The sequence below is a fragment of the Phenylobacterium sp. genome (assembly GCF_037189685.1).
Lineage (GTDB): Bacteria > Pseudomonadota > Alphaproteobacteria > Caulobacterales > Caulobacteraceae > Phenylobacterium.
Genome location: NZ_JBBCIT010000014.1, coordinates 279,185 through 303,439, shown reverse-complemented (window position 1 = coordinate 303,439; position 24,255 = coordinate 279,185). Strand labels below are relative to the sequence as shown.

General features: G+C 70.7%; 21 protein-coding genes and 1 tRNA gene. 12 read left to right on the top strand and 10 right to left on the bottom strand.

Going from position 1 to position 24,255, the window contains the following annotated elements; translation table 11 throughout:
- The first annotated feature begins 3 nt into the window (after window positions 1–3).
- Both gph and WG212_RS11480 read left to right on the top strand, forming a co-directional pair.
- Complete coding sequence (gph, locus tag WG212_RS11485; RefSeq protein ID WP_337187227.1) at window positions 4–720, top strand: phosphoglycolate phosphatase; 717 nt, start codon at window positions 4–6, stop codon at window positions 718–720.
- Window positions 721–739: 19 nt separating this feature from the next.
- Window positions 740–814 (top strand) — tRNA-Val (locus tag WG212_RS11480).
- A gap of 721 nt (window positions 815–1,535) precedes the next feature.
- Here WG212_RS11480 and cobA read toward each other — a convergent pair.
- The 9 genes from cobA to WG212_RS11435 all read right to left on the bottom strand — a co-directional run bounded on the left by cobA (window position 1,536) and on the right by WG212_RS11435 (window position 14,553).
- Window positions 1,536–2,306 (bottom strand): uroporphyrinogen-III C-methyltransferase, encoded by a 771-nt coding sequence (cobA, locus tag WG212_RS11475; protein ID WP_337187226.1) that lies wholly within the window; start codon window positions 2,304–2,306, stop codon window positions 1,536–1,538.
- Window positions 2,296–4,947 carry a molybdopterin-dependent oxidoreductase gene (locus WG212_RS11470; RefSeq protein WP_337187225.1) on the bottom strand — a complete coding sequence of 884 codons (2,652 nt, stop codon included), beginning with the start codon at window positions 4,945–4,947 and terminating at the stop codon, window positions 2,296–2,298. The genes cobA and WG212_RS11470 overlap by 11 nt, the downstream gene beginning before the upstream one ends.
- Window positions 4,948–4,950: 3 nt before the next feature.
- Window positions 4,951–5,289: a nitrite reductase small subunit NirD gene (gene nirD, locus WG212_RS11465; RefSeq protein WP_337187224.1), complete on the bottom strand. Its 339-nt coding sequence runs from the start codon at window positions 5,287–5,289 to the stop codon at window positions 4,951–4,953.
- Window positions 5,286–7,739 carry a nitrite reductase large subunit NirB gene (gene nirB / locus WG212_RS11460; RefSeq protein ID WP_337187223.1) on the bottom strand — a complete coding sequence of 818 codons (2,454 nt, stop codon included), beginning with the start codon at window positions 7,737–7,739 and terminating at the stop codon, window positions 5,286–5,288. The genes nirD and nirB overlap by 4 nt, the downstream gene beginning before the upstream one ends.
- 12 nt (window positions 7,740–7,751) lie before the next feature.
- A complete protein-coding gene (locus WG212_RS11455; protein ID WP_337187222.1) occupies window positions 7,752–8,975 on the bottom strand; it encodes a nitrate/nitrite transporter in 1,224 nt (407 codons plus the stop codon).
- A gap of 229 nt (window positions 8,976–9,204) precedes the next feature.
- Window positions 9,205–10,179 (bottom strand): CmpA/NrtA family ABC transporter substrate-binding protein, encoded by a 975-nt coding sequence (locus WG212_RS11450; RefSeq protein WP_337187221.1) that lies wholly within the window; start codon window positions 10,177–10,179, stop codon window positions 9,205–9,207.
- Window positions 10,176–10,754: an ANTAR domain-containing protein gene (locus WG212_RS11445; protein WP_337187220.1), complete on the bottom strand. Its 579-nt coding sequence runs from the start codon at window positions 10,752–10,754 to the stop codon at window positions 10,176–10,178. The genes WG212_RS11450 and WG212_RS11445 overlap by 4 nt, the downstream gene beginning before the upstream one ends.
- Before the next feature lie 366 nt (window positions 10,755–11,120).
- The gene (gene gdhA, locus WG212_RS11440; protein ID WP_337187219.1) at window positions 11,121–12,470 is read right to left on the bottom strand and encodes an NADP-specific glutamate dehydrogenase; all 1,350 of its coding nucleotides are present in this window, start codon (window positions 12,468–12,470) and stop codon (window positions 11,121–11,123) included.
- Window positions 12,471–12,693: 223 nt separating this feature from the next.
- The gene (locus tag WG212_RS11435) at window positions 12,694–14,553 is read right to left on the bottom strand and encodes an ADP-ribosylglycohydrolase family protein (protein WP_337187218.1); all 1,860 of its coding nucleotides are present in this window, start codon (window positions 14,551–14,553) and stop codon (window positions 12,694–12,696) included.
- 89 nt (window positions 14,554–14,642) lie between these two features.
- On the opposite strand from WG212_RS11435, the gene WG212_RS11430 reads away from it, so the two are divergent.
- Complete coding sequence (locus tag WG212_RS11430; RefSeq protein ID WP_337187217.1) at window positions 14,643–15,284, top strand: NUDIX domain-containing protein; 642 nt, start codon at window positions 14,643–14,645, stop codon at window positions 15,282–15,284.
- Between the two features lie 25 nt (window positions 15,285–15,309).
- Here the strand turns inward: WG212_RS11430 and WG212_RS11425 are convergent, their stop codons facing one another.
- A complete protein-coding gene (locus WG212_RS11425) occupies window positions 15,310–16,179 on the bottom strand; it encodes a helix-turn-helix domain-containing protein (protein WP_337187216.1) in 870 nt (289 codons plus the stop codon).
- 141 nt (window positions 16,180–16,320) lie between these two features.
- Here WG212_RS11425 and pobA point away from each other — a divergent pair, with 141 nt between their 5' ends.
- Genes pobA through WG212_RS11380 form a run of 9 tightly spaced genes read left to right on the top strand, consistent with a single transcriptional unit; the run spans window position 16,321 to window position 24,249 of the window.
- Window positions 16,321–17,496 carry a 4-hydroxybenzoate 3-monooxygenase gene (gene pobA, locus WG212_RS11420; protein WP_337187240.1) on the top strand — a complete coding sequence of 392 codons (1,176 nt, stop codon included), beginning with the start codon at window positions 16,321–16,323 and terminating at the stop codon, window positions 17,494–17,496.
- Between the two features lie 6 nt (window positions 17,497–17,502).
- A complete protein-coding gene (locus WG212_RS11415; protein ID WP_337187215.1) occupies window positions 17,503–18,444 on the top strand; it encodes a Gfo/Idh/MocA family oxidoreductase in 942 nt (313 codons plus the stop codon).
- 9 nt (window positions 18,445–18,453) lie between these two features.
- Complete coding sequence (locus tag WG212_RS11410) at window positions 18,454–19,140, top strand: 4-carboxy-4-hydroxy-2-oxoadipate aldolase/oxaloacetate decarboxylase (RefSeq protein WP_337187214.1); 687 nt, start codon at window positions 18,454–18,456, stop codon at window positions 19,138–19,140.
- Window positions 19,137–20,222, top strand: coding sequence for a 4-oxalomesaconate tautomerase (locus WG212_RS11405; protein WP_337187213.1), 1,086 nt, complete (start codon window positions 19,137–19,139; stop codon window positions 20,220–20,222). Before WG212_RS11410 ends, WG212_RS11405 begins: the two co-directional genes overlap by 4 nt.
- Window positions 20,219–21,100, top strand: coding sequence for a DUF1932 domain-containing protein (locus tag WG212_RS11400; RefSeq protein WP_337187212.1), 882 nt, complete (start codon window positions 20,219–20,221; stop codon window positions 21,098–21,100). The genes WG212_RS11405 and WG212_RS11400 overlap by 4 nt, the downstream gene beginning before the upstream one ends.
- Window positions 21,097–22,119 (top strand): amidohydrolase family protein, encoded by a 1,023-nt coding sequence (locus WG212_RS11395; RefSeq protein WP_337187211.1) that lies wholly within the window; start codon window positions 21,097–21,099, stop codon window positions 22,117–22,119. Before WG212_RS11400 ends, WG212_RS11395 begins: the two co-directional genes overlap by 4 nt.
- Complete coding sequence (locus WG212_RS11390) at window positions 22,116–23,027, top strand: amidohydrolase family protein (RefSeq protein ID WP_337187210.1); 912 nt, start codon at window positions 22,116–22,118, stop codon at window positions 23,025–23,027. The genes WG212_RS11395 and WG212_RS11390 overlap by 4 nt, the downstream gene beginning before the upstream one ends.
- Complete coding sequence (gene ligA, locus WG212_RS11385) at window positions 23,024–23,410, top strand: protocatechuate 4,5-dioxygenase subunit alpha (RefSeq protein WP_337187209.1); 387 nt, start codon at window positions 23,024–23,026, stop codon at window positions 23,408–23,410. The genes WG212_RS11390 and ligA overlap by 4 nt, the downstream gene beginning before the upstream one ends.
- A complete protein-coding gene (locus WG212_RS11380; RefSeq protein ID WP_337187208.1) occupies window positions 23,407–24,249 on the top strand; it encodes a class III extradiol dioxygenase subunit beta in 843 nt (280 codons plus the stop codon). The genes ligA and WG212_RS11380 overlap by 4 nt, the downstream gene beginning before the upstream one ends.
- The last annotated feature ends 6 nt before the right edge of the window (window positions 24,250–24,255 follow it).

Sequence of the window (24,255 nt, the reverse complement as noted above, 5' to 3'; positions counted from 1 at the left end):
TCCATGACGTCTGCATCGCAGCCCCTCGCGGGCGCGACGGTCGCCTTCGACCTCGACGGGACACTCGTGGACACCGCGCCCGACCTGATCGGCACGCTGAACGTCCTGCTGGCCGACGAGGGTCTGGCCCCGCTTCCGCTCGCCGAAGCCCGACCCTTCATCGGAAACGGGGCGCGATGGATGATCGAGCGGGGCTTCCAGGCGGCCGGCCAGATGCTGACGCCCGCACGGAGCCAGGCGCTCTTCGACCGCTTCATCGACCACTACCGCGAGCACATCGCCGATGAGAGCCGTCCCTTTCCCGGCTGCGAGTCGGCGCTCCTGGTCCTCCGTGAGGCGGGCGCTCGTCTCTGCGTCTGCACCAACAAGCGGACCGAACTGTCGGTCGCCCTCCTGGACCGACTGGGCCTCTCGCCTCACTTCGACGCCATCGTCGGCGCCGACCTCGCCCCCGCCATCAAGCCCGACGCCCGACACCTGCAGACCGCCATCGCCGCCGCCGGGGGCGATATCCGGCGCGCCGTGCTGGTGGGCGACGCCGCCCCCGACGCCGGCGCCGCGCGCGCCGCCGGCGCCGGCCTGATCCTCGTGACCTTCGGCTACACCGCGATCCCGCCGGCCGATCTTCATCCAGACATCCTGGCGGACAGCTTCGACGAGATTCCCGACGCCTGCCTGCGGCTCCTCGGCGCTTGCGGGGCGCGGACGGAGACGTTATAGCGCGCCCCTTCCTGCCGGCGGATGCGTAGCTCAGCGGGAGAGCACCTCGTTCACACCGAGGGGGTCACAGGTTCAATCCCTGTCGCATCCACCATTCAGTTCTTTTGTAATATCAATCACTTAGCCGCACATCGCGGAAAGTGCGTCCGCCTTGCTACCCAGATTGCTCCCCAGAAAGGTCGCCTTTCGGCGCCGCAACACACGGGAGAATCCGGACATGACACCCCCTGAGACCGCGAAAACGCCGAAGCTGACGAAGGTGCAAGAAGCCCTACTGTCCGACTTGGCTGAGCCACCCATCGCGTGAGGCTTTCATCCTCGTACCAGTCGAAGAGGTGCGAGATGTCCTTGAGGTCGGATTCAAAATTTTCGATGCCGCAGGTCGGACATTCGACGATGACCGCGAAAGCTTCCAGGACCGCGTCACCGGAGACCAGTCAGCTACCTACTGCCCACGCCACCATTCCTTCCGGCGCTGAACCGGTGTGAATTCCCTTCCCGAGAATATCTTCAAGAAGTCCGTCGGTTCGGCGTCGGCGGCGCATCCGTGGGCTCGATAGTCACCGCGCCCTGGCGTCGCCTCATAGGGAACGCGAGGTGGAGGGTGCGCACGCCCGCGACGCCATCGGAAGCGTCTTGAAAGGCCTCCAACGCGTCAGGCGACACGGCCGTCTCGCTGACCTGCAACACGATCTGACCCATCGCCCAGGGTGATGCGCCTCAGGGCGGTCGATCGCCTGTCTGGCCCACAGCCACGGGAATGCAGCGCAGCGTGGCCACGAAGCCGTCCTCGAAGGCGAAGAGGTGGTTGTCGTTCATGCCTGCGCTTTCAGGATCGGCGGAGCCGCGACCGCCGCCGCGGCCTGGGCGGTCACCTCGCCCACGATCAGCACCACCGGCCCGTCGAGGCCGGCGGTGGTCACCACCTCGCCGAGGTCGCCCACCGTGCCGGCCAGTACGCGCGCTTCGCGCCGCCCCGCGTTCTCAACGGCCAGCGCCGGGGTAGCGGCAGAGCGGCCGTGCGCCATGAGCTGGGCCAGCGCGGCTTCCAGGCGGTCGCGGCCCATGTAGAGCGCCACCGTGGTCTGGGCGTCGGCGGCCTGGGCCCAGCCGGCGTCGATCAGCGCGCCCGCCTTCGTCGTGGCGGTGGCGATCAGCAGGCGGCGCGCCTCGCCGCGATGGGTGAGCGGGAAACCGAACTGGGCGGCGGCGGCGCTGGCCGCGGTGACGCCGGGCACGACCTCGGTGTCGATCCCGTGGACATGCAGGAACGCCGCCTCCTCGCCAACGCGGCCGAAGATGGACGGATCGCCGCCCTTCAGCCGCACCACGTTCAGGCCGCGGCGGGCCAGGCGCAGCATCAGGCGGTTGATCGTCGCCTGCTCGAGGGAGGGCCTGCCGGCGCGCTTGCCGGTCTGGATCTTCAGGCAGGCGGCCGGCGCCAGCGCGATCACCTCGTCGGCGATCAGTGCGTCGTAGAGCAGCGCCTGGGCGTCCTCGATGGCCCGCAGCGCGCGGACGGTCAGCAGGTCGGCGGCGCCGGGGCCCGCGCCCACCAGACGGACTTTGCCGGGCTCATGCGGCATGGCGGACCTCCTTGGCGGCGGCGATCAGGCGGGCGATCTCGGGACGGCACGAGCCGCAGCTGGTTCCCGCGCCGGTGGCTTCGCCCACCGCATCGACGGTGGCGCAGCCCCGGGCGATGGCGGCCTCGACGCGCGGGACGCGGACATTGCGGCAGGCGCAGACCGTAGGTCCCGTCTCGACCGCACGGCCGGGCGGGCGGCCGATCAGCAGCGCGGTGCGGTCGGCGGCGGTGAGCGCCTCGGCCTCGAACAGCTCGGCCAGCCAGTCCCGAGGCGGCAGGCGGCCCGCGGTGGTGAAGAAGATGACGCGGTCCAGCCGGTCTCCATCGATCCACGCCTCACGGAGCGATCCGGTGGCCGGGTCCTCGAACCGGAGCACATCGCCCGAGCGGCGGGTCAACGCCTTCTGTACGGCGGCGCGCTCGCGCCCGTCGCCGCGACCGGCGAACTCGTGCAGCTGGCAGGCGGTCTGCGGCATGCGCCGCCAGACGAGATCTGCTCCGGCCGGCGGCGTCCAACCCTCGCGCGCCAGGAAGAAGCCACGCCAGGTCTCGCGGTAGGCCCGCACCCGGGCCGGCGTGTGTTTGAACTCGGGCTGCCCCGAACGCGAATCGACATTGGCCGCCACCAGGGGGTTCGATCGGCCGGAGGGCGCGAAAGCCTCCGTCCAGTGCATGGGCATGAACACCGACCCCGGCCGCTGGCGGTCCGAGACCTTCGCGATCGCGACGGCCTCGCCCTGAGCGGTCTGGACACGGGTCAGCGCGCCCTCCGCGATACCCAGCGGCTCGGCGTCGGCCGGGTGGATCTCGACGTAGGGCTCCGGCGCATGGCGGCAGAGTTCCGGGGCCAGGCCCGTACGCGTCATGGTGTGCCAATGGTCGCGGATGCGCCCGGTGTTGAGCGAAAGCGGGAAGGCGCCGTTCACGGCCTCGGCCGGTCCGCGCGCGGCGACCGGGACCATGCGGGCCTTGCCGTCCGGCGTCGGGTAGCGGCCGTCGGTGAAGAGGCGCGGCGTCCCACCCGCCGCGGTCACCGGCCACTGCACGGGCTGGAGGTCTTCGTAGGCCTCGGGCGTGATCCCCGTGAGCGGACCCAGGTTCAGGAGGCGGCCCCCCTCTTGCAGCCGGGCGTTCTCATAGGCCGTGAGACGGGCCCACTCGCGGAACACCTGGGCGGGCATCCGCCAGCCGAAGCCGTCGGCAAAGCCCATGGCGGTCGCCACGTCGGCGACGATCCGCCAGTCGGCCCGCGCCTCGCCGGGCGGGGCGAACAGGCGGCGCTGGCGGCTGATCCGGCGCTCGGAATTGGTGACCGTACCGTCCTTCTCGCCCCAGGCCAGGGCCGGCAGGCGGACGTGCGCGTATCGCGACGTGTCGGTCTCGGCCATCACGTCGGAGACGACGACGAAGGGACAAGCCTTCAACGCGTCGCGGATGCGGCTGGCGTTGGGCAGGCTGACCACCGGGTTGGTGGCCATCACCCAGATCGCCTTGATCTTCCCCGACAGCGCCGCCTCGAACATGTCCACGGCCTTCAGCCCCGGCGCCTGGGCGATCCTGGGCGCGCCCCAGAAGCGGGCGACGCGGGCGCGCGCCGGCTCGTCGAAATCCATGTGGCCCGCCAGGGTCGTGGCCATGCCGCCGGTCTCGCGCCCGCCCATGGCGTTGGGCTGGCCCGTGATCGAGAACGGGCAGGCGCCGGGCTTGCCGATACGGCCGGTGGCCAGGTGGACGTTGATGATCGCCGAGCCCTTGGCGACGCCCTGCGTCGACTGGTTGGCGCCCATCGAGAACAGGCTGACCGTCCTCGGCGTCTGCGCGAACATCCCGAAGAAGCGCTCGAGGTCGGCCAGGGGCACGCCGCAGTCGGCGGCCACGGCGGCGGGCGACTGGTCGGCCTGGGCCAGCTCGGCTTCCACCTCGGCGGCGCCTGCCACGTGGGCGGCCACATAGCCCCGGTCCACGGCGCCACGACGGATGAGGTCGGCGAGCAGGCCGTTCCAGAGGCGCACATCGGTCTGGGGCGCGATCGCCAGGTGCAGGTCGCAGCCGTCGGCGGTGTCGGTGCGGCGCGGGTCGATCACCACATGGCGCTGGCCCCGGGCGCGGGCCGCCTCCATCCGCCGGAACAGCACCGGGTGGGTCCAGGCGGCGTTGTGGCCGGAGAAGACGACGAGGTCGGCGAGTTCCAGGTCCTGGTAGCAGCCGGGCACGAGGTCGGCGCCGAACGCCAGCTTGTGGGCCACCACGGCCGAGGCCATGCAGAGACGCGAGTTGGTGTCGATGTTTCCCGAGCCGATGAAGCCCTTCATCAGCTTGTTGGCGGCGTAGTAGTCCTCCGTCAGCAGCTGGCCCGAGACGTAGAAGGCCACCGAGTCCGGGCCGTGCCGGGCGATGGCGTCCTTGAACCGCCGGGCCACCAGGTTGGTCGCCTCAGGCCAGGTCACGCGCCGATCGCCGATCATCGGCGCGAGCAGGCGTCCCTCCAGCCCGACCGTCGAGCCCAGCGCCGAGCCTTTCGAGCAGAGCCGCCCGAAGTTCGCCGGATGCTGGGCGTCGCCCTCCACGACGAGCTTGCGGCCCTCGGGCTCAGCCGAGACCCCGCAACCGACGCCGCAATAGGGACAAGCGGTCCTCACGCGTCAGATCCGCCCCAGGAACAGGCGGCCGTCGCGGACCTCCAGCGGGACGACCGGGGCGCAGCCCTTGCCGCGGTCGGCGCCCATGGGCTCGCCCGTGGCGAGTTCGATCGACCAGTTGTGCAGCGGGCAGGCCACCGCGTGGCCGTGGACGATGCCCTGGCTGAGCGGGCCGCCCTTGTGGGGACACTTGTCCTTGAGCGCGAAGACGCGGCCGTCGCCGGTGCGGAAGATCGCCACGTCGCCGTCGGGCGTGGGCACGCGCCGGGCGCCGCGCACGGGGATGTCGGTCACCGCGCCGACGTCGGTCCACGGGATGGGGTCTCGCACGAGGGCGTTCATGCGGGCTCGAACTCCATGCGGCGGCTGAGCGGGTTGAATTCGTCATGGTCGCGACCGGCCACGCGCTCGGCCCAGGGGTCGATGCGGTAGAAGCGCTGCGAGTAGGCGAAGCGGTCGTAGAGGCCCTTGCGGATCTCGGGGTCTTCGACGGCGGCCTTGATGGCGGCCAGGCCGACCCGGTCCATCCACTTGTAGATGCGCTCCAGGTACCAGCCCTGCTCGCGGTACATCTGCATGATCGCGCAGATGACCCAGACCGCCTCGACCTCCGTCGCCACCTTGGTGACGATCTCGGTCCCCTTGATGTGCAGGCCGGCTGCGCCGCCGGCGTGGATCTCATAGCCGCTGTCGACGCAGATCACGCCGATATCCTTGCAGGTGGCCTCGGCGCAGTTCCGCGGACAGCCCGACACCGCCAGCTTCACCTTGGCCGGCGCCCACGAGCCCCACATGAGCCGTTCGAGGCGCATGCCCAGGCCGGTGGAGTCCTGGGTCCCGAACCGGCACCACTCCGAGCCCACGCAGGTCTTCACCGTCCGCAGGCCCTTGGCGTAGGCGTGGCCCGAGACCATCCCCGCAGCGTTCAGGTCGGCCCAGACGGCGGGGAGGTCGTCCTTCTTCACACCCAAAAGGTCGATGCGCTGGCCGCCGGTGACCTTCACGGTCGGGATGGCGAACTTGTCGACCACGTCGGCGATGGCGCGCAGCTCGGAGGCCGAGGTCACGCCGCCCCACATGCGCGGGACCACCGAGTAGGTGCCGTCCTTCTGGATGTTGGCGTGCGCCCGCTCGTTGATGAACCGCGACTGCTTGTCGTCGCGATAGTCGCCGGGCCAGGCGCAGATCAGGTAGTAGTTCAGCGCCGGGCGGCACGACGAGCAGCCGTCGGGGGTGCTCCATTCCAGCGCCTGCATGACCGCGGGGAACGACGTCAGCCCCTCGGCCACGATGGCGCGGCGGACGTGGTCGTGGCCGTGCTGGGTGCAGCCGCACATCGGCTTGGGCCCGGTCTGGGCCTGGAAGGCGTCGCCCAGCGACAGCTTCAGGATCTTCTCCACCAGCGGCGTGCACGTGCCGCAACTGGCCGAGGCTTTGGTCACCGCCCGCACGCTGTCGAGCGTGGTCAGGCCCTGGTCCGCGATCGCCGCGGTGATCTCACCCTTGCAGACGCCGTTGCAGCCGCAGACCTCGGCCGTATCGGCCATGGCGGCAACGGCGGCGCTAGGGTCCAGGCCTCGAAGGCCCTCCGTGGCGGCCTGGCCGAACACCAGGGTCTCTCGGAACGCGCCGACGTCCTCGCCGGACGTCATGAGGTCGAAGTACCAGCCGCCGTCCGAGGCGTCGCCGAACAGCACGGCGCCGGCGACCTTGCCCCCCTCCAGCACGATGCGCTTGTAGACGCCGCGCCCGGCGTCGCGGAACACGATGTCCTCGCAGCCCGGCCCGCCCAGGTGCTTGCCCGCCGAGAACACGTCGACGCCCGACACCTTCAGGCGCGTCGAAAGGCTGGATCCCTCGTAGGCCGGGGCGCCGCCGGTCAGCGCCTCGCCCAGCGTTCGGCACATCTCCCAGATCGGCGCGACCAGGCCGTAGCATTGGCCGCGATGCTCGACGCACTCGCCGATCGCATAGACGCTCGGGTCCGACGTGCGCAGCCTGTCGTCGACGACCACGCCGCGGTTCACGCTCACGCCCGCCGCCTTGGCCAGCGACGTGTTCGGCCGAATGCCGACCGCCATCACCAGGAGATCGCAGTCCAGCACCCGGCCGTCCTTGAGGCGCAGGCCAGCGACGCGGCCATCCTGGCCGACGATCTCCTCGGACTGGGCCTCCAGCACCGTGGCGACCCCCTTCGCCGCCAGCGCCTCGGCGAGCAGGAACCCGGCCGAGGCGTCGAGCTGGCGCTCCATCAGCACGTCCATCAGGTGGACGACCGTGGCCCGCATGCCGCGCCGGGCGAGGCCGTAGGCCGCCTCGATGCCCAGCAGGCCGCCACCGATGACCACCGCGCGGCTGTCGGGTATCGCCGCGGCGGCGGCCATGGCTTCCACGTCATCGAGGTCGCGGAAGGTGACGACGCCCGCCAGGTCCGAACCCGGGAGCGGCAGGCGGATGGGGTCCGAGCCGGTGGCCAGGATCAGCCGGTCATAGGGCTCGGCATGGGCGTCCTCGCACCAGACGGCCCGCGCCTCGCGATCGATGGCGGTGACGCGGCGGCCGGTGTGCAGGGCGATGCCGTTGTCGGCGTACCAGGCCCGATCGTTGAGGATGATGTCCTCGAACGACTTCTCGCCCGCCAGCACCGGCGACAGCATGATCCGGTCGTAGTTCACCCGCGGCTCGGCGCCGAAGATGGTGATGTCGTAGCGGCCCGGATCGCGCTTCAGGACTTCCTGGACCGCGCGGCACCCGGCCATGCCGTTGCCGATGACGACGAGCTTCTCTTTCATGGCGCGGACCCCCTAGAGACGCAGGGCCGAAGCGGCGGCCCCGGAGAGCTCGGGCCAGGTCCTGCGCCAACGGGCCTTCACCCCGGTCAGGGCGACGAGGGCGATCAGCGCCAGGGCGGCGAAGGCCAGGAGGCCGCCTTGGTAGCTGCCGGTCACCTGCCTGGCCCAGCCCAGGCTGGAGGCCAGGTAGAAGCCGCCGATGCCGCCGGTGGCGCCCACCAGGCCGGTCACGACGCCGATCTCCCTGCCGAAGCGCTGCGGCGCGAGCTGGAAGACCGCCCCGTTGCCGGCGCCCAGGGCCATCATCGTGAACATCATCAGCGCCAGCGCCACCCAGGGGCTGGCCTGGTGGAAGCTGGCCAGCGCCAGGCCCAGGCCGGCCAGGACGTAGACCACCGACAGCGTGCGCACACCGCCGAAGCGGTCGGCCAGCCCGCCCCCGACGGGGCGGATGAACGAGCCGGCGAACACGCAGGCGGCGGTGAAGAAGCCGGCCGTGACCGCCGACATGCCGTACTCGACGTTGAAGTAGATGGTGAGCGAGGACGACAGGCCCACGAAGCCGCCGAAGGTCACGGCGTAGAGGCCCATCAGCCACCAGGCGTCGCGGGTCCCCAGCACGCTGAGATACTCGGCGAGGCGCTTGGGCGCGGGCCGGTTCGGCGCGTCCTTGGCGAAGATCAGGTAGACCACGAAGGCGACGGCCAGAGGCAGGGCGGCGAGGCCGATCACATTCTGCCAGCCGAACACCTGGGCCAGGCCCGGCGCGAACAGGGCGGCCAGGGCGGTGCCCGAGTTGCCGGCCCCGGCGATGCCCAGCGCCAGGCCCTGGTGCTCCGGCGGATACCAGCGCGAGGCCAGGGGAAGGGCCACGGCGAACGACGCGCCCGCCACGCCCAGCACGATGCCCAGCGCCAGCACCTGATTGTAGCTGTCCACGCCGATCAGCCAGGCGGCCAGCAGGCCCACGAGCACGATGAGCTGGCCGATGATCCCGGTCGTCTTGGGCCCGATGTGGTCGACCAGCAGGCCGGCCCCGAGGCGCAGGATGGCGCCCGACAGCACCGGCACCGCGACCATGAAGCCCTTCTGCGCGGGCGTCAGGCCGAAGTCCTGGGCGATAGCCACGCCCAGCGGCCCCAGGACCACCCAGGTCATGAAGGAGAGGTCGAAGTAGAGGAACGCGGACAGCAAGGTCGGCGTATGGCCGGATTTCAGGAACGAGCGGCTGACCATGGGAGGAGGCCCCGAGCTGGAGTTGGACAGGCGGCGTCGCCAAGGGTTCGGATGGGGCTCGTCGTCGAGCCGGTCCGTTGAGCCGCGAACGCCGTTGTCCTGGGCCTGACCGAAGCCTGTCCTCGCTCCGTCCGCTCGTCACCCGAGATCGAAACCCGCCGAGCGCGATGGATGTTGCAGCGCAAAAAACGGGCGCTTCCACGAAGCCCGGCGCCCGATTTCCGGGCGATCAGCCCGCGGCGAGGCTGTCGCGGGCGGCCCGGTAGAGGTCGGGGCGGTAGACCCTCGCTGCGATCGCGGCGGCGTCGACCCCCACCGGCAGGTGATTCCAGCGGACCATCTGCGCCAGCAACCAGGCGGCGTGGGCAGGGTCGGGCGCGTTGGCCTCGCCGGCATGGAAGATCATGTCCTCCAGCGAGGGTGCGATCACCGCTGCGGGCGCGGCGACGTAGGCGGGTTCCGACAGCAGCGCGGCCAGTTCCGGCCGGTTGCGCTCGGCCCAGGCCGCCCCGCGCAGGATCGCCCGCACAAGCGCCTGCACCACCTCCGGGTTCTCGGCCGCCCACGCCTCGGCGAGCGCCAGCACCTTGTCAGGCGTCCTGGGCCAGAGCTGCGAGGCGCGCACCGCCGTCCGGCCGGCCCCGGCCGTCACGGCCGCCGCGCCCCAGGGCTCGGTGACGCAGATCCCCTCGACCACGCCGCTGACGAGGAGCTCGGTCATCCGCGCCGGAGGCGCCACATTGATCCGGACGTCGCGGTCAGGATCGATGCCAGCCCGGCTCAACCAGTCGCGGAGCAGGTAGTTGTGGGTGGAGTGCGGGAAGACGACAGCCAGGGTGATCCCGCTGGCGCCCTCGTCGCGTCGGCGCGCGATCAGCGCCGCCAGCCCCTGGGCCGAGGCGGCGGGGTCGATCACACCGGCCAGCCGCGACGACAGCGTCACCGCCGGTCCGTTCAGGTTCAGCGCCATCGGCGCGACCAGCGGGCGAAGCTCGGCGCCGGCCGTGGCCGCCAGCGCCATCGGCGCCAGCATGTGGGCGCCGTGCAGCGCGCCCACGTCGACCTTGTCGCGGATCGTCGCCCACGAGACCTCGCGGACCAGGTCCACCTCCAGGCCCTCGGCGGCGAAGAACCCCTTGGCGCCAGCGGCGATCAAGGCCGCAGCATCGTTGAGGGCGACGAACCCCAGACGCAGGCGGGTCATGCGCCACCTCCCTTGAGAACGCCCGCGAACGCCAGCAGGTCGGCGGCGACGGCGCCCAGCGGCCGCCCGGTGTCCATGCTGAGCTTACGCAGCAGCTTGTAGGCGGCGTCCTCGTCCAAACCGCGCTCTTTCATCAGCAGGGCCTTGGCCCGATCGACCGTCTTGCGCGAGGCGAGGTCGGCCTTCGCCTTCTCCAGGTCCTGGCGCAGGCCGTTCATCAGGCCGAAGCGGCTCATGGCCACCTCCAGCACCGAGCGCACCCTGGCCGCCGACAGGCCGTCCACCACGTAGGCCGAGACCCCGGCGTGCACGGCCGCCTCGGCCAAGCCCGGCTCGGAGCGGTCGACGAACATCACCACCGGGCGCGGATTGGCGGCTGTGGCCTCGCGCAGGCTCTCGATGGTGTCGCGGTCGGGACTGTCCGACGCCACCACGATCACGTCGGGACCGAACGCAGCGGCCTCGACCTGGTCGAATGCGGGCGCATGGCGAACCTGCAGCGGCTCGACGCCGGCAAGGCCCTCCGCCACCAGGGCGGCGCGGGCCGGGTCGGGATCCACCACGAGGACGCGCATGTCCGCCGCGTAGCGAAGAACGCAAGAGCCACAAGCTTGCACCAGGGGATCGGCGCGTCACTTGACCAGAGGCGCCGCAATCTTAGGCGCCAAGCCAGTCATTCTCCCGAGACCAGTCACCTGCGCACTGCCCGCGCCACCATTCCGTCCTCAGCGTGACGACGACTTGGCCGCAATTGGCGGAAGGCGGGCGCCGCCGGCTCTCCGGATCGCTGCCCGGAAGGCTTCGATTCCCCGGGACGGGGCGCGCTCGCCGGGCGTCGTCGACGGGCCTCCCGAGCCGGGACAGGCCCTGGAACGGCGGGACGTGAGGCGCTCGCGCGGGGATGGCTGCGGGGGTGTCGGCCACCGCAGCCTGCGTCCCGGTCAGATCACGCCGAACGCCCGCATGGCCTCGGCGACACGGACAAAACCGGCGATGTTCGCCCCCAGGACGTAGTCGCCGGGCGCGCCGTACTCATCGGCCGTTTCGGCGCAGCGGTCGTGGATGCCGCGCATGATGGCGGCCAGTCGCTCTTCGGTCTTCTCGAAGGACCAGCTGTCGCGCGACGCGTTCTGCTGCATCTCCAGCGCCGACGTCGCGACGCCCCCCGCATTCGCGGCCTTGCCCGGCGCGAAGAGCACGTTCGCCGCCTGGAAGGTCCGGACCGCCTCGGGCGTGCAGGGCATGTTGGCGCCCTCGCCGACAGCCACCACGCCGTTCTCGACCAGTCGGCGGGCGTCCTTGCCGGTCAGTTCGTTCTGCGTCGCCGACGGCATGGCGATCGCGCAGGGCACGCTCCAGATGGCTCCGCCCTCGATGTACCGGGTCCCCTTGCCCTTCGCCTCGGCGTAGTCCGAAATCCGCCCCCGGCGGACCTCTTTGATCTCCTTGAGGAGCGCCAGGTCCAGGCCGTCCTCGTCCAGCACGTAGCCGTTCGAATCGGAGCAGGCCACGACCACGCCGCCGAGCTGCTGCAGCTTCTCGATCGTGTAGATGGCAACGTTGCCGGAACCCGAGACGATGGCGCGCCGGCCGTCGATCTGCTCGCCGCGGGCGCCCAGCATGCTCTCGACGAAATAGACCGCGCCGTAGCCGGTCGCCTCCCGGCGCGCCTGCGAGCCCCCGTACACCAGTCCCTTCCCGGTCAGGACGCCGGCCTCGTAGCGGTTCGTCAGGCGCTTGTACTGCCCGAACATGAAGCCGATCTCACGCCCGCCGACGCCGATGTCGCCGGCGGGAACGTCCGTGTACTCGCCGAGATGCCGATGCAGCTCGGTCATGAAGGACTGGCAGAAGCGCATGATCTCGCCGTCGGACCGGCCCCGGGGGTTGAAGTCCGAACCCCCCTTGCCGCCGCCGATCGGCATGCCGGTGAGCGCATTCTTGAAGGTCTGCTCGAAGCCCAGGAACTTGATGATCCCGAGGTTGACGGAGGGATGGAAGCGGACGCCGCCCTTGTAGGGGCCGAGGGCCGAGTTGAACTGCACGCGAAAGCCGCGATTGATCTGCACCCGGTTCTGATCGTCGACCCAGGGCACGCGGAAGATGACCTGCCGCTCGGGCTCGCAGAGACGCTCGATCAACGCGTCGTCGGCGTAGTCGGGATGCTTCGCGACCACGCGGCCGAGGCTTTCCAGCACTTCCCGGGCCGCCTGGTGGAACTCGCCTTCGCCGGCGTTGCGGCTCAGAACCTCGGCCAGGATCGGCTCCAGCTTTTCGTCAACCTTCGTCAAGTCGCCCCCGATTTGAGCATTCATGATCAAAAAGGCGGCACTTCTACGCGGCCGAGTCAGGGATGCGCCAGAAGAAACACGCGCAACGGCTCGAATGGCGGGTCTAGCCTGGAGCGACGAGCGCGATCGACCGTCCCGAGCGGGGCGACCCGACGGGTAGAGAACCGGGGACAGGCCTTCCCGGCGGACGCGCCCGGCCTCAGCGAGCCGGAAACGTAACCTCTCAGGCCGCCACGGCGACCAGCAGGGCCTCGGCGCGGCGCGCCATGGCGGAGATCCGGCCCGAGCGGAGGCAGCGCTCGAGGGTGCCGTCGCTGGTCCGGTCCTTGCGCACGATGGCCGTCGCGAGGCGGCGGAGCTGGACGTGCGACGCGCGCTGGATCGCGCGGGGGTCGGTGAGCAGGCGTTCGACCTCGGCCGCCTGCTGCGCTCCATCCGAAGACGCGACCCAGTCGCTGGCCTGCACCGCCTGGACGAAGTCGCGCATCACCTCCGAGCACGCCTCACTGGAGGTCGCCGCGCGACGGGCGAAAGGGGCCAGGACGGCCAATCGGCGGCGGACCTCGCCAGCGTCCTCGGCGTCGATGCAGGCGATCAGGCGGCCACCGACGTCGCAAAGCGGTTCGAGCACGTCCAGGGGCTCGATCCAGGCCTGGCGCAGGCTCTCGACCCCATGCCAGGCGCCCCAGATCTGGCCGGCGATGGAGGCGGTCGAGTCGCTGTCGCCGTCGTGGTTCGCCGCCAGGCGCACGGCGTCCTCGAACGTCCGGGCCTTGAGCGCGGCGTAGACTCCGATGGCCAGGGCCTCGTGTCCATGCCACCCCTGCCCCAGCACCGGCAGCGCCTGGGACGCCGGAGTCTCGTCTCCGGCCAGGGCTCGCGCCAACCGCACGGCGGCCAGAACCTCCTCACTCTGGTCCGCGCGCTCCAGGCGGATCTCCACGCGGTCGAGCGCAGCGTCGAGCGCGCGCCCGGCCACCAGGTCGCGGACAAGTCCGGCCATGCCCGCGGCGGCGAGCCGCGCCGACGGGTGTCCATGCGTGAGGGCCGCGGCCTCCTCGCCCAGGCGGTGGGCCTCGTCCGGATCGATCGCCGGCAGCAGGCCCAGCGGGGCGATCCGCATCACCGCGCCGCAACCCTTGGAGTCGTTGACCGGCGCCTCCACCGTCCCACGTGCGCCGGCGGCCAGGGCCGTCAGGCAGGTGCTCCCCGGCGCGCGCGGCGCCCAGAGTTCACGGTACTGGCTGAGCCCGACCGCGTGGGAGGTCCACTCCTCGCGCTGGGTGCGGAACCACTCCAGGTAGGCCCGGCGCACACGCCCCGTGACGCGGTCCTGGTGCAGCACGAGATCCTCGTCGACGGCCGACAGCAGACCCTCTGCGGTGAAGAGCGTCATCTGCGTGTCGTCGCTGACCGCCGCCCGCCCGCCGTGAATGCGCGGCTCGGCCAGTCCATCGGGTCCGTACCGCTCGCGCACCTGATCCATCGACAGGAATTCGATGGGATAGCCGAAGGCGTCACCCGCCGCGCCGCCCAGCAGGCAGCCCAGGATCCGGCTCTCGACGTCCGGATCGGCCACGTCGGCCCGACGCGCCCGCACGTACTGCGACTGAGCCACCGTCTCGATGGCGCGTGGCCGGGCGGAGCAGACCGCCACGATCGCATCGTCGGCCGGAAGGCCCAGTTCGACCAGCAGGCGCGCGGCGACAAGGCCGGTTCGCCCCGATCCGCTATGGCAGTGGATCAGCACCCGGCCACCCTCGCGCAGCATCCGGCGCAGACCATGCCCGGCATAGGCCCAGATGCGGTCGAATCGCGCCGTCGGAACGCTCCCCCGCCGGATCGGCAGGTCGTAGCGGCGGGCGGCGAGCCGGGAAAGCGCCTCGGGGAGGCCCGCGCATCCCATGAGGCCGTACTCGTGCGCCTCCATCAGCGAGACGATCGCATCCGGCCGGAAGGCCTCGACCACCGCCCGGTCGGCCTCGAGGCCGCCCGGCCCGCTTCCAGGGCAGGCCGACATGCCGATCACCCCGTTCGCGGCGGGGACCTGGGCGATACGAAACGAAGACGCACTGGAAGCCATCGGACATCCTGGGTTTGACACTGACACGAACCGACTTAGTGTCTGAATCACACTTATCAGCGCACACTTAGTGTCGTCAATACACGAACATGGCCTTCACATACGCCTATCCCCATCCCGCGGTCGCCACGGACATCGCCGTCTTCACGCTGCGGCGCGGCGCGCTGCACGTGCTGCTGATCGAACGGGGCGGCGAACCGTTCCTGGGCGCGTGGGCCCTTCCCGGCGGCTTCGTCCAACCCGAGGAGGACCTCGACGCCTGTGCGCGGCGGGAGTTGCAGGAAGAGACGGGGGTCGAGGCGGACGTCCTGTTCCACTTCGCCAATTTCAGCGCGCCCGCCCGCGACCCGCGCGAGCGGGTGATCTCCGTGGCCTATCTGGCGCTGATGCCGTCGGACGAGTTGCGGGTGGCAGGGAGCTCGGACGCCGCCCAGGCGCAATGGTTCCCGATCGGAGACCTGCCGCCGCTGGCGTTCGACCACGAGGAGATCCTGCGCCAGGCGCTGGCGAACCTCGGCGCCCGCGCCCGGGGGGTCACTCTGCTCTTCGCCCTTCTGCCCCCGCGCTTCACCTTGAGCCAGCTCCAGGCCGCCTACGAGGCGGTCACCGGCGAGGAGGCGGAGAAACGCAACTTCCGCAAGATGGTCCTGGGCCTGGACTGCGTGCGCGAGACCGACGACTTCGCTCACGGCAGCCACCGGCCGGCGCGGCTCTACGAAGCGGCCGCCTGACCTTCGGCGTTGAGGCTCCCTGCGCTCAACCGCCCGCGGCGCGATAGGCCCGGGGCGAACGGCCCGCCGCCCGGGCGAAGAAGCGCGAGAAATAGGCCGGATCGTCGAAGCCGAGGTCGTAGGCCACTTCGGCCACCGTCATGTTGGAGTAGAGCAAGGCGCGCTTCGCCTCGAGGGCCAGCCGCTCCTGGATCAGTTGCAGCGGCGAGGCCTCCGCCACGGCCAGGCAGGCTACGCGAAGGCGCCTGGGCGTGACGTTCAGCGCCGCGGCATAGGACTCGACGCCGTCGCCCGACCTGTAGCGGGCTTCGATCCGCTCTCGGAAGCGGGCCACGAGATCGGCATGGGCCCCCGGCGCCCGCCCGGCGGACTCGTCCGCTTCATGATGCGCGATCCGCAATATCTCGATCAGCAGCGTGGTCAGCAGGGCCTCGACCGCCGCGTCGTGCCCTATGGCCGCCCAGGACAGTTCCCGGGAGAGCCGGTCGAGGAGGCCGGAGAACAGCGCCTCGTCTTCGGCCGGGAGGCAGGCGGCGCGGGCGAAGACCCGGCCGAGGCCGGCCTCCCGCGCCGCCAGTTCGCGCAGATACTCGTCGGAGAGGGTCAGCACCGAGCCGGCCGTCTCGCTCTCGTAGGCGAAGCCGTGGACCAGGGTCGACGGCACCAGGAGCAGGCAGGGCGCCCGGAACGGGATCGCCCGCTCGTCGGCGCGCATCTCTCCCCCGCCCCGGACGATGTGGAAGACGTGGCAGAGATTGGCATGGGTATGGGGACGAATGTTCCAGTTCGCGGGTCGCGTCCGATCGTCGATGGGTTCCAGATGGAGAAAGCGTTCGCGGACCGCACGCGGAGGTTCACCGTAGAGGAAGAAGCGCGGGATGGCCTTGGTGCGCATCAGGCCCGACCTCCTGCCCGGCCCGCGGGCGTGTCCGAAAAATCCAACTATTGGGCCGAACGGTCCATCGTCAACCTCCGCCCGCGGCCTGAGGATCGCAGCAGGCCGCCGAACAGAGCGCGGCGTTCGAGGGAGGCGCCGATCCGCACCAGGGTCGCCATCGTCGGAGCCGGACCGGCCGGCATGTTCCTGGCCCACCTGCTGCACCGGCAGGGGCTGGACTGCGTGGTCGTCGAGCAGCGGGACCGCGCCCATGTGGAAGGTCGCGTCCGCGCCGGGGTTCTGGAACGCATCACCGTAGACCTGATGACGCGCCTGGGCCTGGCGGATCGCCTCCGGTGTGAAGGCCTGGTGCACACGGGCGCGAACCTGGCCTGCGACGGCGAGATGTTCCGCATCGACATGGCCGAGCTGACGGGCGGAGCGACGGTGACGATCTACGGCCAGCAGGAGGTGATGAAGGACCTGTTCGACGGGGCCGAGGCGCGCGGAATCCGGGTCGTGTTCGGCGCCGAGGACGTGGCCCTGCACGGGATCGACACGCCCGCCCCCTTCGTCACCTGGCGCCGGCAAGGCCAGGCGTCCCGGCTGGACTGCGAAGTGATCGCCGGGTGCGACGGCTTCCACGGGGTGAGCCGCGCGAACATTCCGGAGGACGCGATCAGCCGGTTCGAGCGCGCCTATCCCTTCGGCTGGCTGGGCGTCCTGACCGAGGCGCCGCCGTGCAGCGACGAACTGATCTACGCCAACCACGAGCGCGGCTTCGCCCTGGCCTCGATGCGCTCGCCCACCCGCAGCCGCTACTACATCCAGTGCGGCCTGGACGAGCGGACCGACGACTGGCCCGACGAGCGCTTCTGGGACGAACTGTGCGTCCGCCTCGGGCCTGAAGCCGGGGGTCGGGTCGACCGGCGCCCCACCTTCGAGAAGAGCATCGCCCCCCTCCGCAGCTTCGTGGTCGAGCCCCTGCGTCGCGGCCGGCTGGTGCTGGCGGGCGATGCGGCCCACATCGTCCCGCCCACAGGCGCCAAGGGGCTCAATCTCGCCGTCTCGGACGTGATCATCCTGGCCGAGGCGCTGGAGGACCTTCTCCGCGATGGCGACGAGACGGCGCTGGACCGCTACTCCCGCCGCGCGCTGGCGCGGGTGTGGAAGGCCGAGCGCTTCTCGTGGTGGTTCACCACCCTCACCCATCGCTTTCCCGACATGACGGGCTTCGACCGGCGGATGCAGACCGCCGAGCTCGCCTACATCCGCGGCTCGCGCGCCGCCCAGACCGTCGTGGCCGAGAACTACGTCGGCCTGCCCCTGGAGTAGACACGCATGAAGTTGATCGTGGCCGGCGAAGGCGCATTCGGCGTCAAGCACCTGGAGGCGCTGGCGGCCATTCCCGAGGCGGAGGTCGTCGGCCTGGCGGGCGGCGTGGCCGAGGCGACCGAAGCCACGGCCCGGAAGTTCGGCGTTCCGAACTGGACGCTCGACCTGGACGAGGCCCTGGCCCTGCCGGGCGTCGAGGCGGCGATCCTGGCGACCCCCACGCCCCTCCATGCCGCCCAGGCGATCCGGTGCCTGGAGGCTGGCAAGCACGTCGCCGTCGAGATTCCCATGGCCGACAACCTGGCCGACGCCGAACGGCTGGTAGAGACAGCCCGACGCACGGGCCTCGCCGCCATGTGCGGTCACACCCGCCGGTTCAATCCCAGCCATCAGTGGATCCACAGGCGGATCGCCGCCGGCGACCTCGCGATCCAGCAGATGGACGTCCAGACCTTCTTCTTCCGGCGGAAGAACCTGAACGCCCTGGGCCAGCCGCGGAGCTGGACCGACCATCTCCTCTGGCACCACGCGGCCCACACCGTGGACCTGTTCGCCTGGCAGACCGGCGAGGAGATCAGCGTCGCCCGCGCCGTCCAGGGGCCCATGCATCCCGAACTGGGCATCGCCATGGACATGTCGATCCAGATGAAGGTCCCGTCGGGGGCGATCTGCACCCTCTCGCTCTCGTTCAACAACGACGGGCCGCTGGGCACGTTCTTCCGCTACATCTGCGACAACGGCACCTACATCGCCCGCTACGACGACCTCGTGGACGGCAAGGAGCAGCCGATCGACGTCTCGCAGGTGGACGTCTCCATGAACGGCATCGAGCTCCAGGACCGCGAGTTCCTGGCCGCCATCCGTGAAGGGCGCGAGCCGAGAGCCTCGGTGGCCCAGGTGCTGCCCGCCTATCGCGCCCTCGACGCCATCGAGAAGAGCCTTCTCTAGGAGCCGTCCATGAGCCTGGTGGTCCGCAACATCCCCCGCGCCGACACCGACACCGTCGAGGCCCTGGCCGGGTTCGGCGTCGCCACGACCCATGAGGCCCAGGGCCGCAAGGGCCTGATGGCCGCGTACATGCGCCCGATCTATCGCCCGGCCGCGATCGCCGGCCCGGCCGTGACCTGCGAGGTGGCCCCCGGCGACAACTGGATGATCCACGTGGCGGTGGAGCAGTGCCGGCCGGGCGACGTGCTGGTGGTCGCCCCCACCTCGCCCTGCGAGGACGGCTACTTCGGGGACCTGCTGGCCACCTCGCTCAAGGCGCGCGGGGTGCGCGGCCTGATCATCGACGCCGGGGTGCGCGACGTGGCCACCCTGACGGAGATGGGTTTCCCGGTCTGGTCCCGTGCGATCTTCGCCCAGGGCACGGTCAAGGAGACGCTGGGCAACGTGAACCTGCCGCTCGTCTGCGCCGGCGCGCTCGTAACCCCGGGCGACGTGATCGTGGCCGACGACGACGGCGTCTGTGTCGTCCGCCGCGCCGAGGCGGACGCCGTGGTCGGAAAGGCCCGCCAGCGGGTGGCGAACGAGGACGAGAAACGCGCGCGGTTCGAGGCCGGCGAACTGGGCCTCGACATCTACGGCATGCGCGAGAAGCTGGCCGCGAAGGGGCTTCGTTACGTGGACGAGGCGCCGTCATGACCCAGACCGCCATTCCCTGCACGGTGATGCGCGGCGGCACCTCCAAGGGGCTCTACTTCCGCGCCCTGGACCTGCCGGCGGACCGCGCGACCCGCGACGCCGTCCTCCTCGCTGCGATGGGATCGCCCGATCCGCGCCAGATCAACGGCATGGGCGGCGCCCACCCCCTGACCAGCAAGATCGCCGTGATCGGGCCGCCCACCCATCCGGACGCCGACGTCGACTACCTGTTCCTCCAGGCCGTGGTGGACGAGGCCCGGATCGACGACGGGCAGAACTGCGGCAACCTGCTGGCCGGCGTGGGGCATTTCGCCCTCGAGGAAGGGATGGTCGCCGCGGCGGACGGGGAGACCCGCGTGCGCATCAACATGCTGAACACCGGCAGCCTGGCGGTCGCCACGATCCAGACGCCCGGCGGCCGGGTGCGCTACGACGGCGCGGCCCGCATCGACGGCGTGCCCGGAACCGCGGCGCCCGTGCCGATCGACTTCCTGGACGTGGCCGGCTCGACCTGCGGCGCCCTGCTCCCCACCGGCTCGGCCCGCGACGTGGTGGACGGCGTCGAAGTCACCGCCATCGACAACGGCATGCCCGTGGTCGTGCTGCGGGCCGCCGACCTTGGCAAGTCCGGCTACGAGACGCCCGAGGCGCTGGAGGCCGACACCACGCTCAAGGCCCGCGTCGAGGCGATCCGGCTCCAGATCGGCCCCCGGATGAACCTGGGCGACGTGACCCGGAAGACCGTGCCCAAGATGTGCCTGGTGGCGCCGCCGCGGGACGGCGGGGCGATCTGCACCCGGACCTTCATCCCCCACCGTGTCCACGAGGCCATCGGAGTCTTCGGGGCGGTCAGCGTGGCCACGGCCTGCGTCCTGCCCGGCGCGGTGGCGGCCGACATCGCAAAGGTCGGCGATCCCGGCGCCATCGATGTGGAGCACCCCACCGGCTTCTTCACCGTGGCGATGGACGCCGCGGTCGAGGACGGAACCCTCTCGGTGCGCCGCGCCGCGCTCCTGCGCACCGCGCGCCGGCTGATGCGCGGCGAGGTCTACGTGCCGGCGACCCTGTGGGGAGGACCATGACCCCGTTCAGACGCATCGCCCTCATCGGCTTCGGCGAGGTCGGCCAGACCCTGGCTCAGGACCTGGTCGGAAAAGCTCACGTCGCGGCCTGGGACATCGCCTTCGCCGACGCCGCCAGCGGGCCCAGCCGGGCCGCCGGACGGCATGTGGTGCGCATGGCCGCCGACGCCCGCGACGCGACGACAGACGCCGACCTGATCGTCAGCGCGGTGACGGCCGACCAGGACCTCGCCGCCGCCGAGGCGGTGGCTTCGGGGCTGCCCGAAGGCGCCTTTGTTCTCGACCTCAACTCGTGTTCTCCCGGCCAGAAGGTCGCCGCGGCCGAAGTGATCGAGGCGGCCGGCGGCTGTTATGTCGAGGCTGCGGTCATGAGCCCCATCGGGCCGAGACGGATCGGTTCCCCGATGCTGCTCGGCGGCCTGCACGCGGAAGCCTTCCTGGCGCGCGCGGCGCCGCTGGGGTTCTCCGGGGCCCGCGTCTACGCCGACAGGATCGGCCAGGCGGCGGCGACCAAGCTGTGCCGGTCGGTGATGATCAAGGGCGTCGAGGCCTTGCTGACCGAGTCCATGCTGGCGGCGCGCCACTACGGCGTCGAGCAGGAGGTGCTGGCGTCCCTCTCCGACCTGCTGCCCCTGCCCGACTGGACCCGCACCGCCCACTACATGATCTCGCGCAGCCTGGAGCACGGCGCCCGCCGCGCCGAGGAGATGCGGGAGGCCGCGCGGACCGTCGAGGAGGCCGGCGTCGACGGCCTGATGAGCCGCGCCGCCGCCGCCCGCCAGGCCTGGGCGGCGAACCACCGGGACGCCTTGTCCAACAGCCTCGCGACGACGCTGGACGCCCTGCGCAACGAGAAGACCGGGGAGACCTCGCAGTGATCATCGACTGCCACGGCCACTACACCACCGCCCCCGCGCCGCACGACGCCTGGCGCGACGCCCAGAAGGCGGCGTTCAAGGCGGGCGGCGACATCGACCCCGCCTATCCCGACATCACGGACGACGAGATCCGCGAGACGATCGAGAAGAACCAGCTCCGCCTCATCCGGGAACGCGGGGCCGACGTCACGGTCTTCTCGCCCCGGGCCTCGACCATGGCCCATCACGTGGGCGACGAGGCGGTGAGCCAGGCCTGGACCCGCCGCTGCAACGACCTGATCCACCGCGTGACCACCCTCTTCCCCGAGACCTTCGTCGGGGTCTGCCAGCTTCCCCAGTCGCCGGGAGTCTCGATCGGCAACTCGATCGCGGAACTCGAACGCTGCGTCCTGGAGCTGGGCTTCGTCGGCTGCAACCTCAACCCCGACCCGTCGGGCGGCCACTGGACCAGCGCGCCGCTGACCGACCGCGCCTGGTATCCGTTCTTCGAGAAGATGGTCGAACTGGACGTGCCGGCGATGATCCACGTCTCGGGCTCGTGCAACCACAACTTCCACGCCACCGGCGCCCACTACATCAACGCCGACACCACCGCCTTCATGCAGTTCCTGGAAGGCGACCTGTTCCGCGACTTTCCCGACCTGCGCTTCATCATTCCGCACGGCGGCGGCGCCGTGCCCTACCACTGGGGCCGGTATCGGGGCCTGGCCGACATGCTCAAGCGTCCGCCCCTGCGCGAGCACGTCATGAAGAACGTCTTCTTCGACACCTGCGTCTACCACCAGCCGGGTATCGACCTGCTGTTCAAGGTGATCGACGTGGACAACATCCTGTTCGGCTCGGAGATGGTCGGCGCGGTCCGTGGGATCGATCCCGAGACCGGCCAGTATTTCGACGACACGAAGCGATACGTCGACGCGCTCGCGATCCCGGACGCCGACAAGCGCAAGGTCTTCGAACTGAACGCCCGGCGCGTCTATCCCCGCATGGACGCCATCCTGAAGGGCCAGGGCCGATGAGCGGCGGCCCGGCCTTCGTCATGGATTTCGGCTGGCGGGTCTGGCACCCGTCGCCCGCCAGGCCGCGCTTCACGCCGCCGCCCGGCGCGGTGGACGCCCACTGCCACGTCTTCGGTCCCGGCGACGTGTTTCCCTATGCGCCCGGCCGCAAATACACCCCCTGCGACGGCGGCCGGGACGACCTGTTCGCCCTGCGCGACTTCCTGGGCTTCGCGCGCAACGTCATCGTCCAGGCCACCTGCCACGGCGCCGACAATCGCGCGCTCCTGGACGCCATCGCCCACTCGGGCGGCCGCGCGCGCGGCGTGGCGACGGTGAAGCGCGACGTCACGCCCGAGGAGCTCAGGCGCCTGCATGACGGCGGAGTCCGCGGCGTTCGGTTCAACTTCGTGAAACGGCTGGTCGACGCCCTGCCCCACGACGAACTGACCGAGATCGCCGCGAAGATCGCCCCCCTCGGCTGGCACATCGTGATCTATTTCGAGGCGGCGGAACTGGCGGACCTGCAGGATTTCTTCCTGGCGCTTCCGGCGCCGCTGGTGGTGGACCACATGGGCACGCCCCAGGTGGACGACGGCGCCGACGGCCCCCTGTTCGACCGCTTCCTGGCCTTCATGTCCGCCCGCGACGACATCTGGTGCAAGGTGAGTTGCCCCGAGCGGCTGTCGAAGGAAGGCCCGCCGGCCTATTCCGATGTCGTCCCGTTCGGACGGCGCGTGGTCGAGGCGTTTCCCGACCGGGTGCTGTGGGGCACCGACTGGCCGCACCCCAACATGAAGACCCACACGCCCGACGAGGGCCAGCTCGTGGACTTCATCCCGACGATCGCCACGACCCCGGAGCTTCAGCGCCGGCTGCTGGTCGACAATCCCATGCGCCTCTACTGGCCCGAGGAGGCCGGCGCATGAGCGGCAAGCCGTATCACGACATCCCGGGCACGGTGCTGTTCGACGCCGAGCAGTCACGGAAGGGATTCCACCTCAACCAGTTCTGCATGTCGCTGATGAAGGCCGCCAACCGCGAGGCCTTCAAGGCCGACGAACGCGCCTATCTCGACCGGTGGCCCATGAGCGAGGAGCAGAAACAGGCCGTGCTCGCCCGCGACTGGAACGGCATGCTCGCGCTGGGCGGCAACATCTACTTCACCGCCAAGATCGCCGCGACCGACGGCCTGTCCTTCCGCCAGATCGCCGCCGAGATGAGCGGCATGAGCGAGGACGACTACGCCGCCATGATGCTGGCCGGCGGCCGCTCCATCGAGGGCGCCCGCTCGAAATCGGAGGGGCGATGATGGCCCGGATCATCGGTGGCGTCGCCACCAGCCACGTCCCCGCCATCGGCGCGGCCCTCGACAACGGCAAGGCGGACGATCCGTACTGGCGGCCGGTGTTCGCCGGCTACGAAGCCTCGAAGCGCTGGATCGCCGAACAGAAGCCGGACGTCTGCATCGTGGTCTTCAACGATCACGCCAGCGCGTTCTCGCTCGAACTGATCCCCACCTTCGCCATCGGTTGCGCCGACACGTTCGAGCCGGCCGACGAAGGCTGGGGTCCCCGACCGGTGCCGTCCGTCTCGGGCCACCCGGAACTGGCCTGGCATCTGGCGGAACAGCTGATCCTCGACGAGTTCGACATGACCATCGTCAACCGGATGGACGTCGACCACGGGCTGACCGTGCCGCTCTCGCTCCTGTTCGGCCAGCCGTCGGAATGGCCCTGCCGGGTGATCCCGCTGGCGGTCAACGTGGTGCAGTACCCACCGCCCACGGGCCGCCGCTGCCTGAACCTCGGACGGGCGATCCGCCGCGCCGTGGAAGCCTTCCCCGAGGACCTGAAGGTCGTCGTGTTCGGCACCGGCGGCATGAGCCATCAACTCCAGGGCCCGCGCGCCGGCCTCATCAACCGGGACTTCGACACCGCCTTCCTCGACCGGCTGGTCGCCGACCCGGACGGCCAGGCCGCCGTGCCGCACATCGACTATGTCCGTGAGGCGGGGTCGGAAGGAATCGAACTGGTGATGTGGCTGGTGATGCGCGGGGCGCTGGACGCACGGGTGCGCGAGGCCCACCGCTTCTATCACGTGCCCGCTTCCAACACCGCCGTGGGGCATCTCGTGCTGGAGAACGCCTGAAGCGCC

Bases quoted from the DNA above. Each gene is read 5' to 3' on its own strand.
- gph (WP_337187227.1), top strand. From the start codon at position 4: ATGACGTCTGCATCGCAGCCCCTCGCGGGCGCGACGGTCGCCTTCGAC.
- cobA (WP_337187226.1), bottom strand. From the start codon at position 2,306: ATGCCGCATGAGCCCGGCAAAGTCCGTCTGGTGGGCGCGGGCCCCGGC.
- nirD (WP_337187224.1), bottom strand. From the start codon at position 5,289: ATGAACGCCCTCGTGCGAGACCCCATCCCGTGGACCGACGTCGGCGCG.
- nirB (WP_337187223.1), bottom strand. From the start codon at position 7,739: ATGAAAGAGAAGCTCGTCGTCATCGGCAACGGCATGGCCGGGTGCCGC.
- WG212_RS11455 (WP_337187222.1), bottom strand. From the start codon at position 8,975: ATGGTCAGCCGCTCGTTCCTGAAATCCGGCCATACGCCGACCTTGCTG.
- WG212_RS11450 (WP_337187221.1), bottom strand. From the start codon at position 10,179: ATGACCCGCCTGCGTCTGGGGTTCGTCGCCCTCAACGATGCTGCGGCC.
- WG212_RS11445 (WP_337187220.1), bottom strand. From the start codon at position 10,754: ATGCGCGTCCTCGTGGTGGATCCCGACCCGGCCCGCGCCGCCCTGGTG.
- WG212_RS11435 (WP_337187218.1), bottom strand. From the start codon at position 14,553: ATGGCTTCCAGTGCGTCTTCGTTTCGTATCGCCCAGGTCCCCGCCGCG.
- WG212_RS11430 (WP_337187217.1), top strand. From the start codon at position 14,643: ATGGCCTTCACATACGCCTATCCCCATCCCGCGGTCGCCACGGACATC.
- WG212_RS11425 (WP_337187216.1), bottom strand. From the start codon at position 16,179: ATGCGCACCAAGGCCATCCCGCGCTTCTTCCTCTACGGTGAACCTCCG.
- WG212_RS11415 (WP_337187215.1), top strand. From the start codon at position 17,503: ATGAAGTTGATCGTGGCCGGCGAAGGCGCATTCGGCGTCAAGCACCTG.
- WG212_RS11410 (WP_337187214.1), top strand. From the start codon at position 18,454: ATGAGCCTGGTGGTCCGCAACATCCCCCGCGCCGACACCGACACCGTC.
- WG212_RS11405 (WP_337187213.1), top strand. From the start codon at position 19,137: ATGACCCAGACCGCCATTCCCTGCACGGTGATGCGCGGCGGCACCTCC.
- WG212_RS11400 (WP_337187212.1), top strand. From the start codon at position 20,219: ATGACCCCGTTCAGACGCATCGCCCTCATCGGCTTCGGCGAGGTCGGC.
- WG212_RS11390 (WP_337187210.1), top strand. From the start codon at position 22,116: ATGAGCGGCGGCCCGGCCTTCGTCATGGATTTCGGCTGGCGGGTCTGG.
- ligA (WP_337187209.1), top strand. From the start codon at position 23,024: ATGAGCGGCAAGCCGTATCACGACATCCCGGGCACGGTGCTGTTCGAC.
- WG212_RS11380 (WP_337187208.1), top strand. From the start codon at position 23,407: ATGATGGCCCGGATCATCGGTGGCGTCGCCACCAGCCACGTCCCCGCC.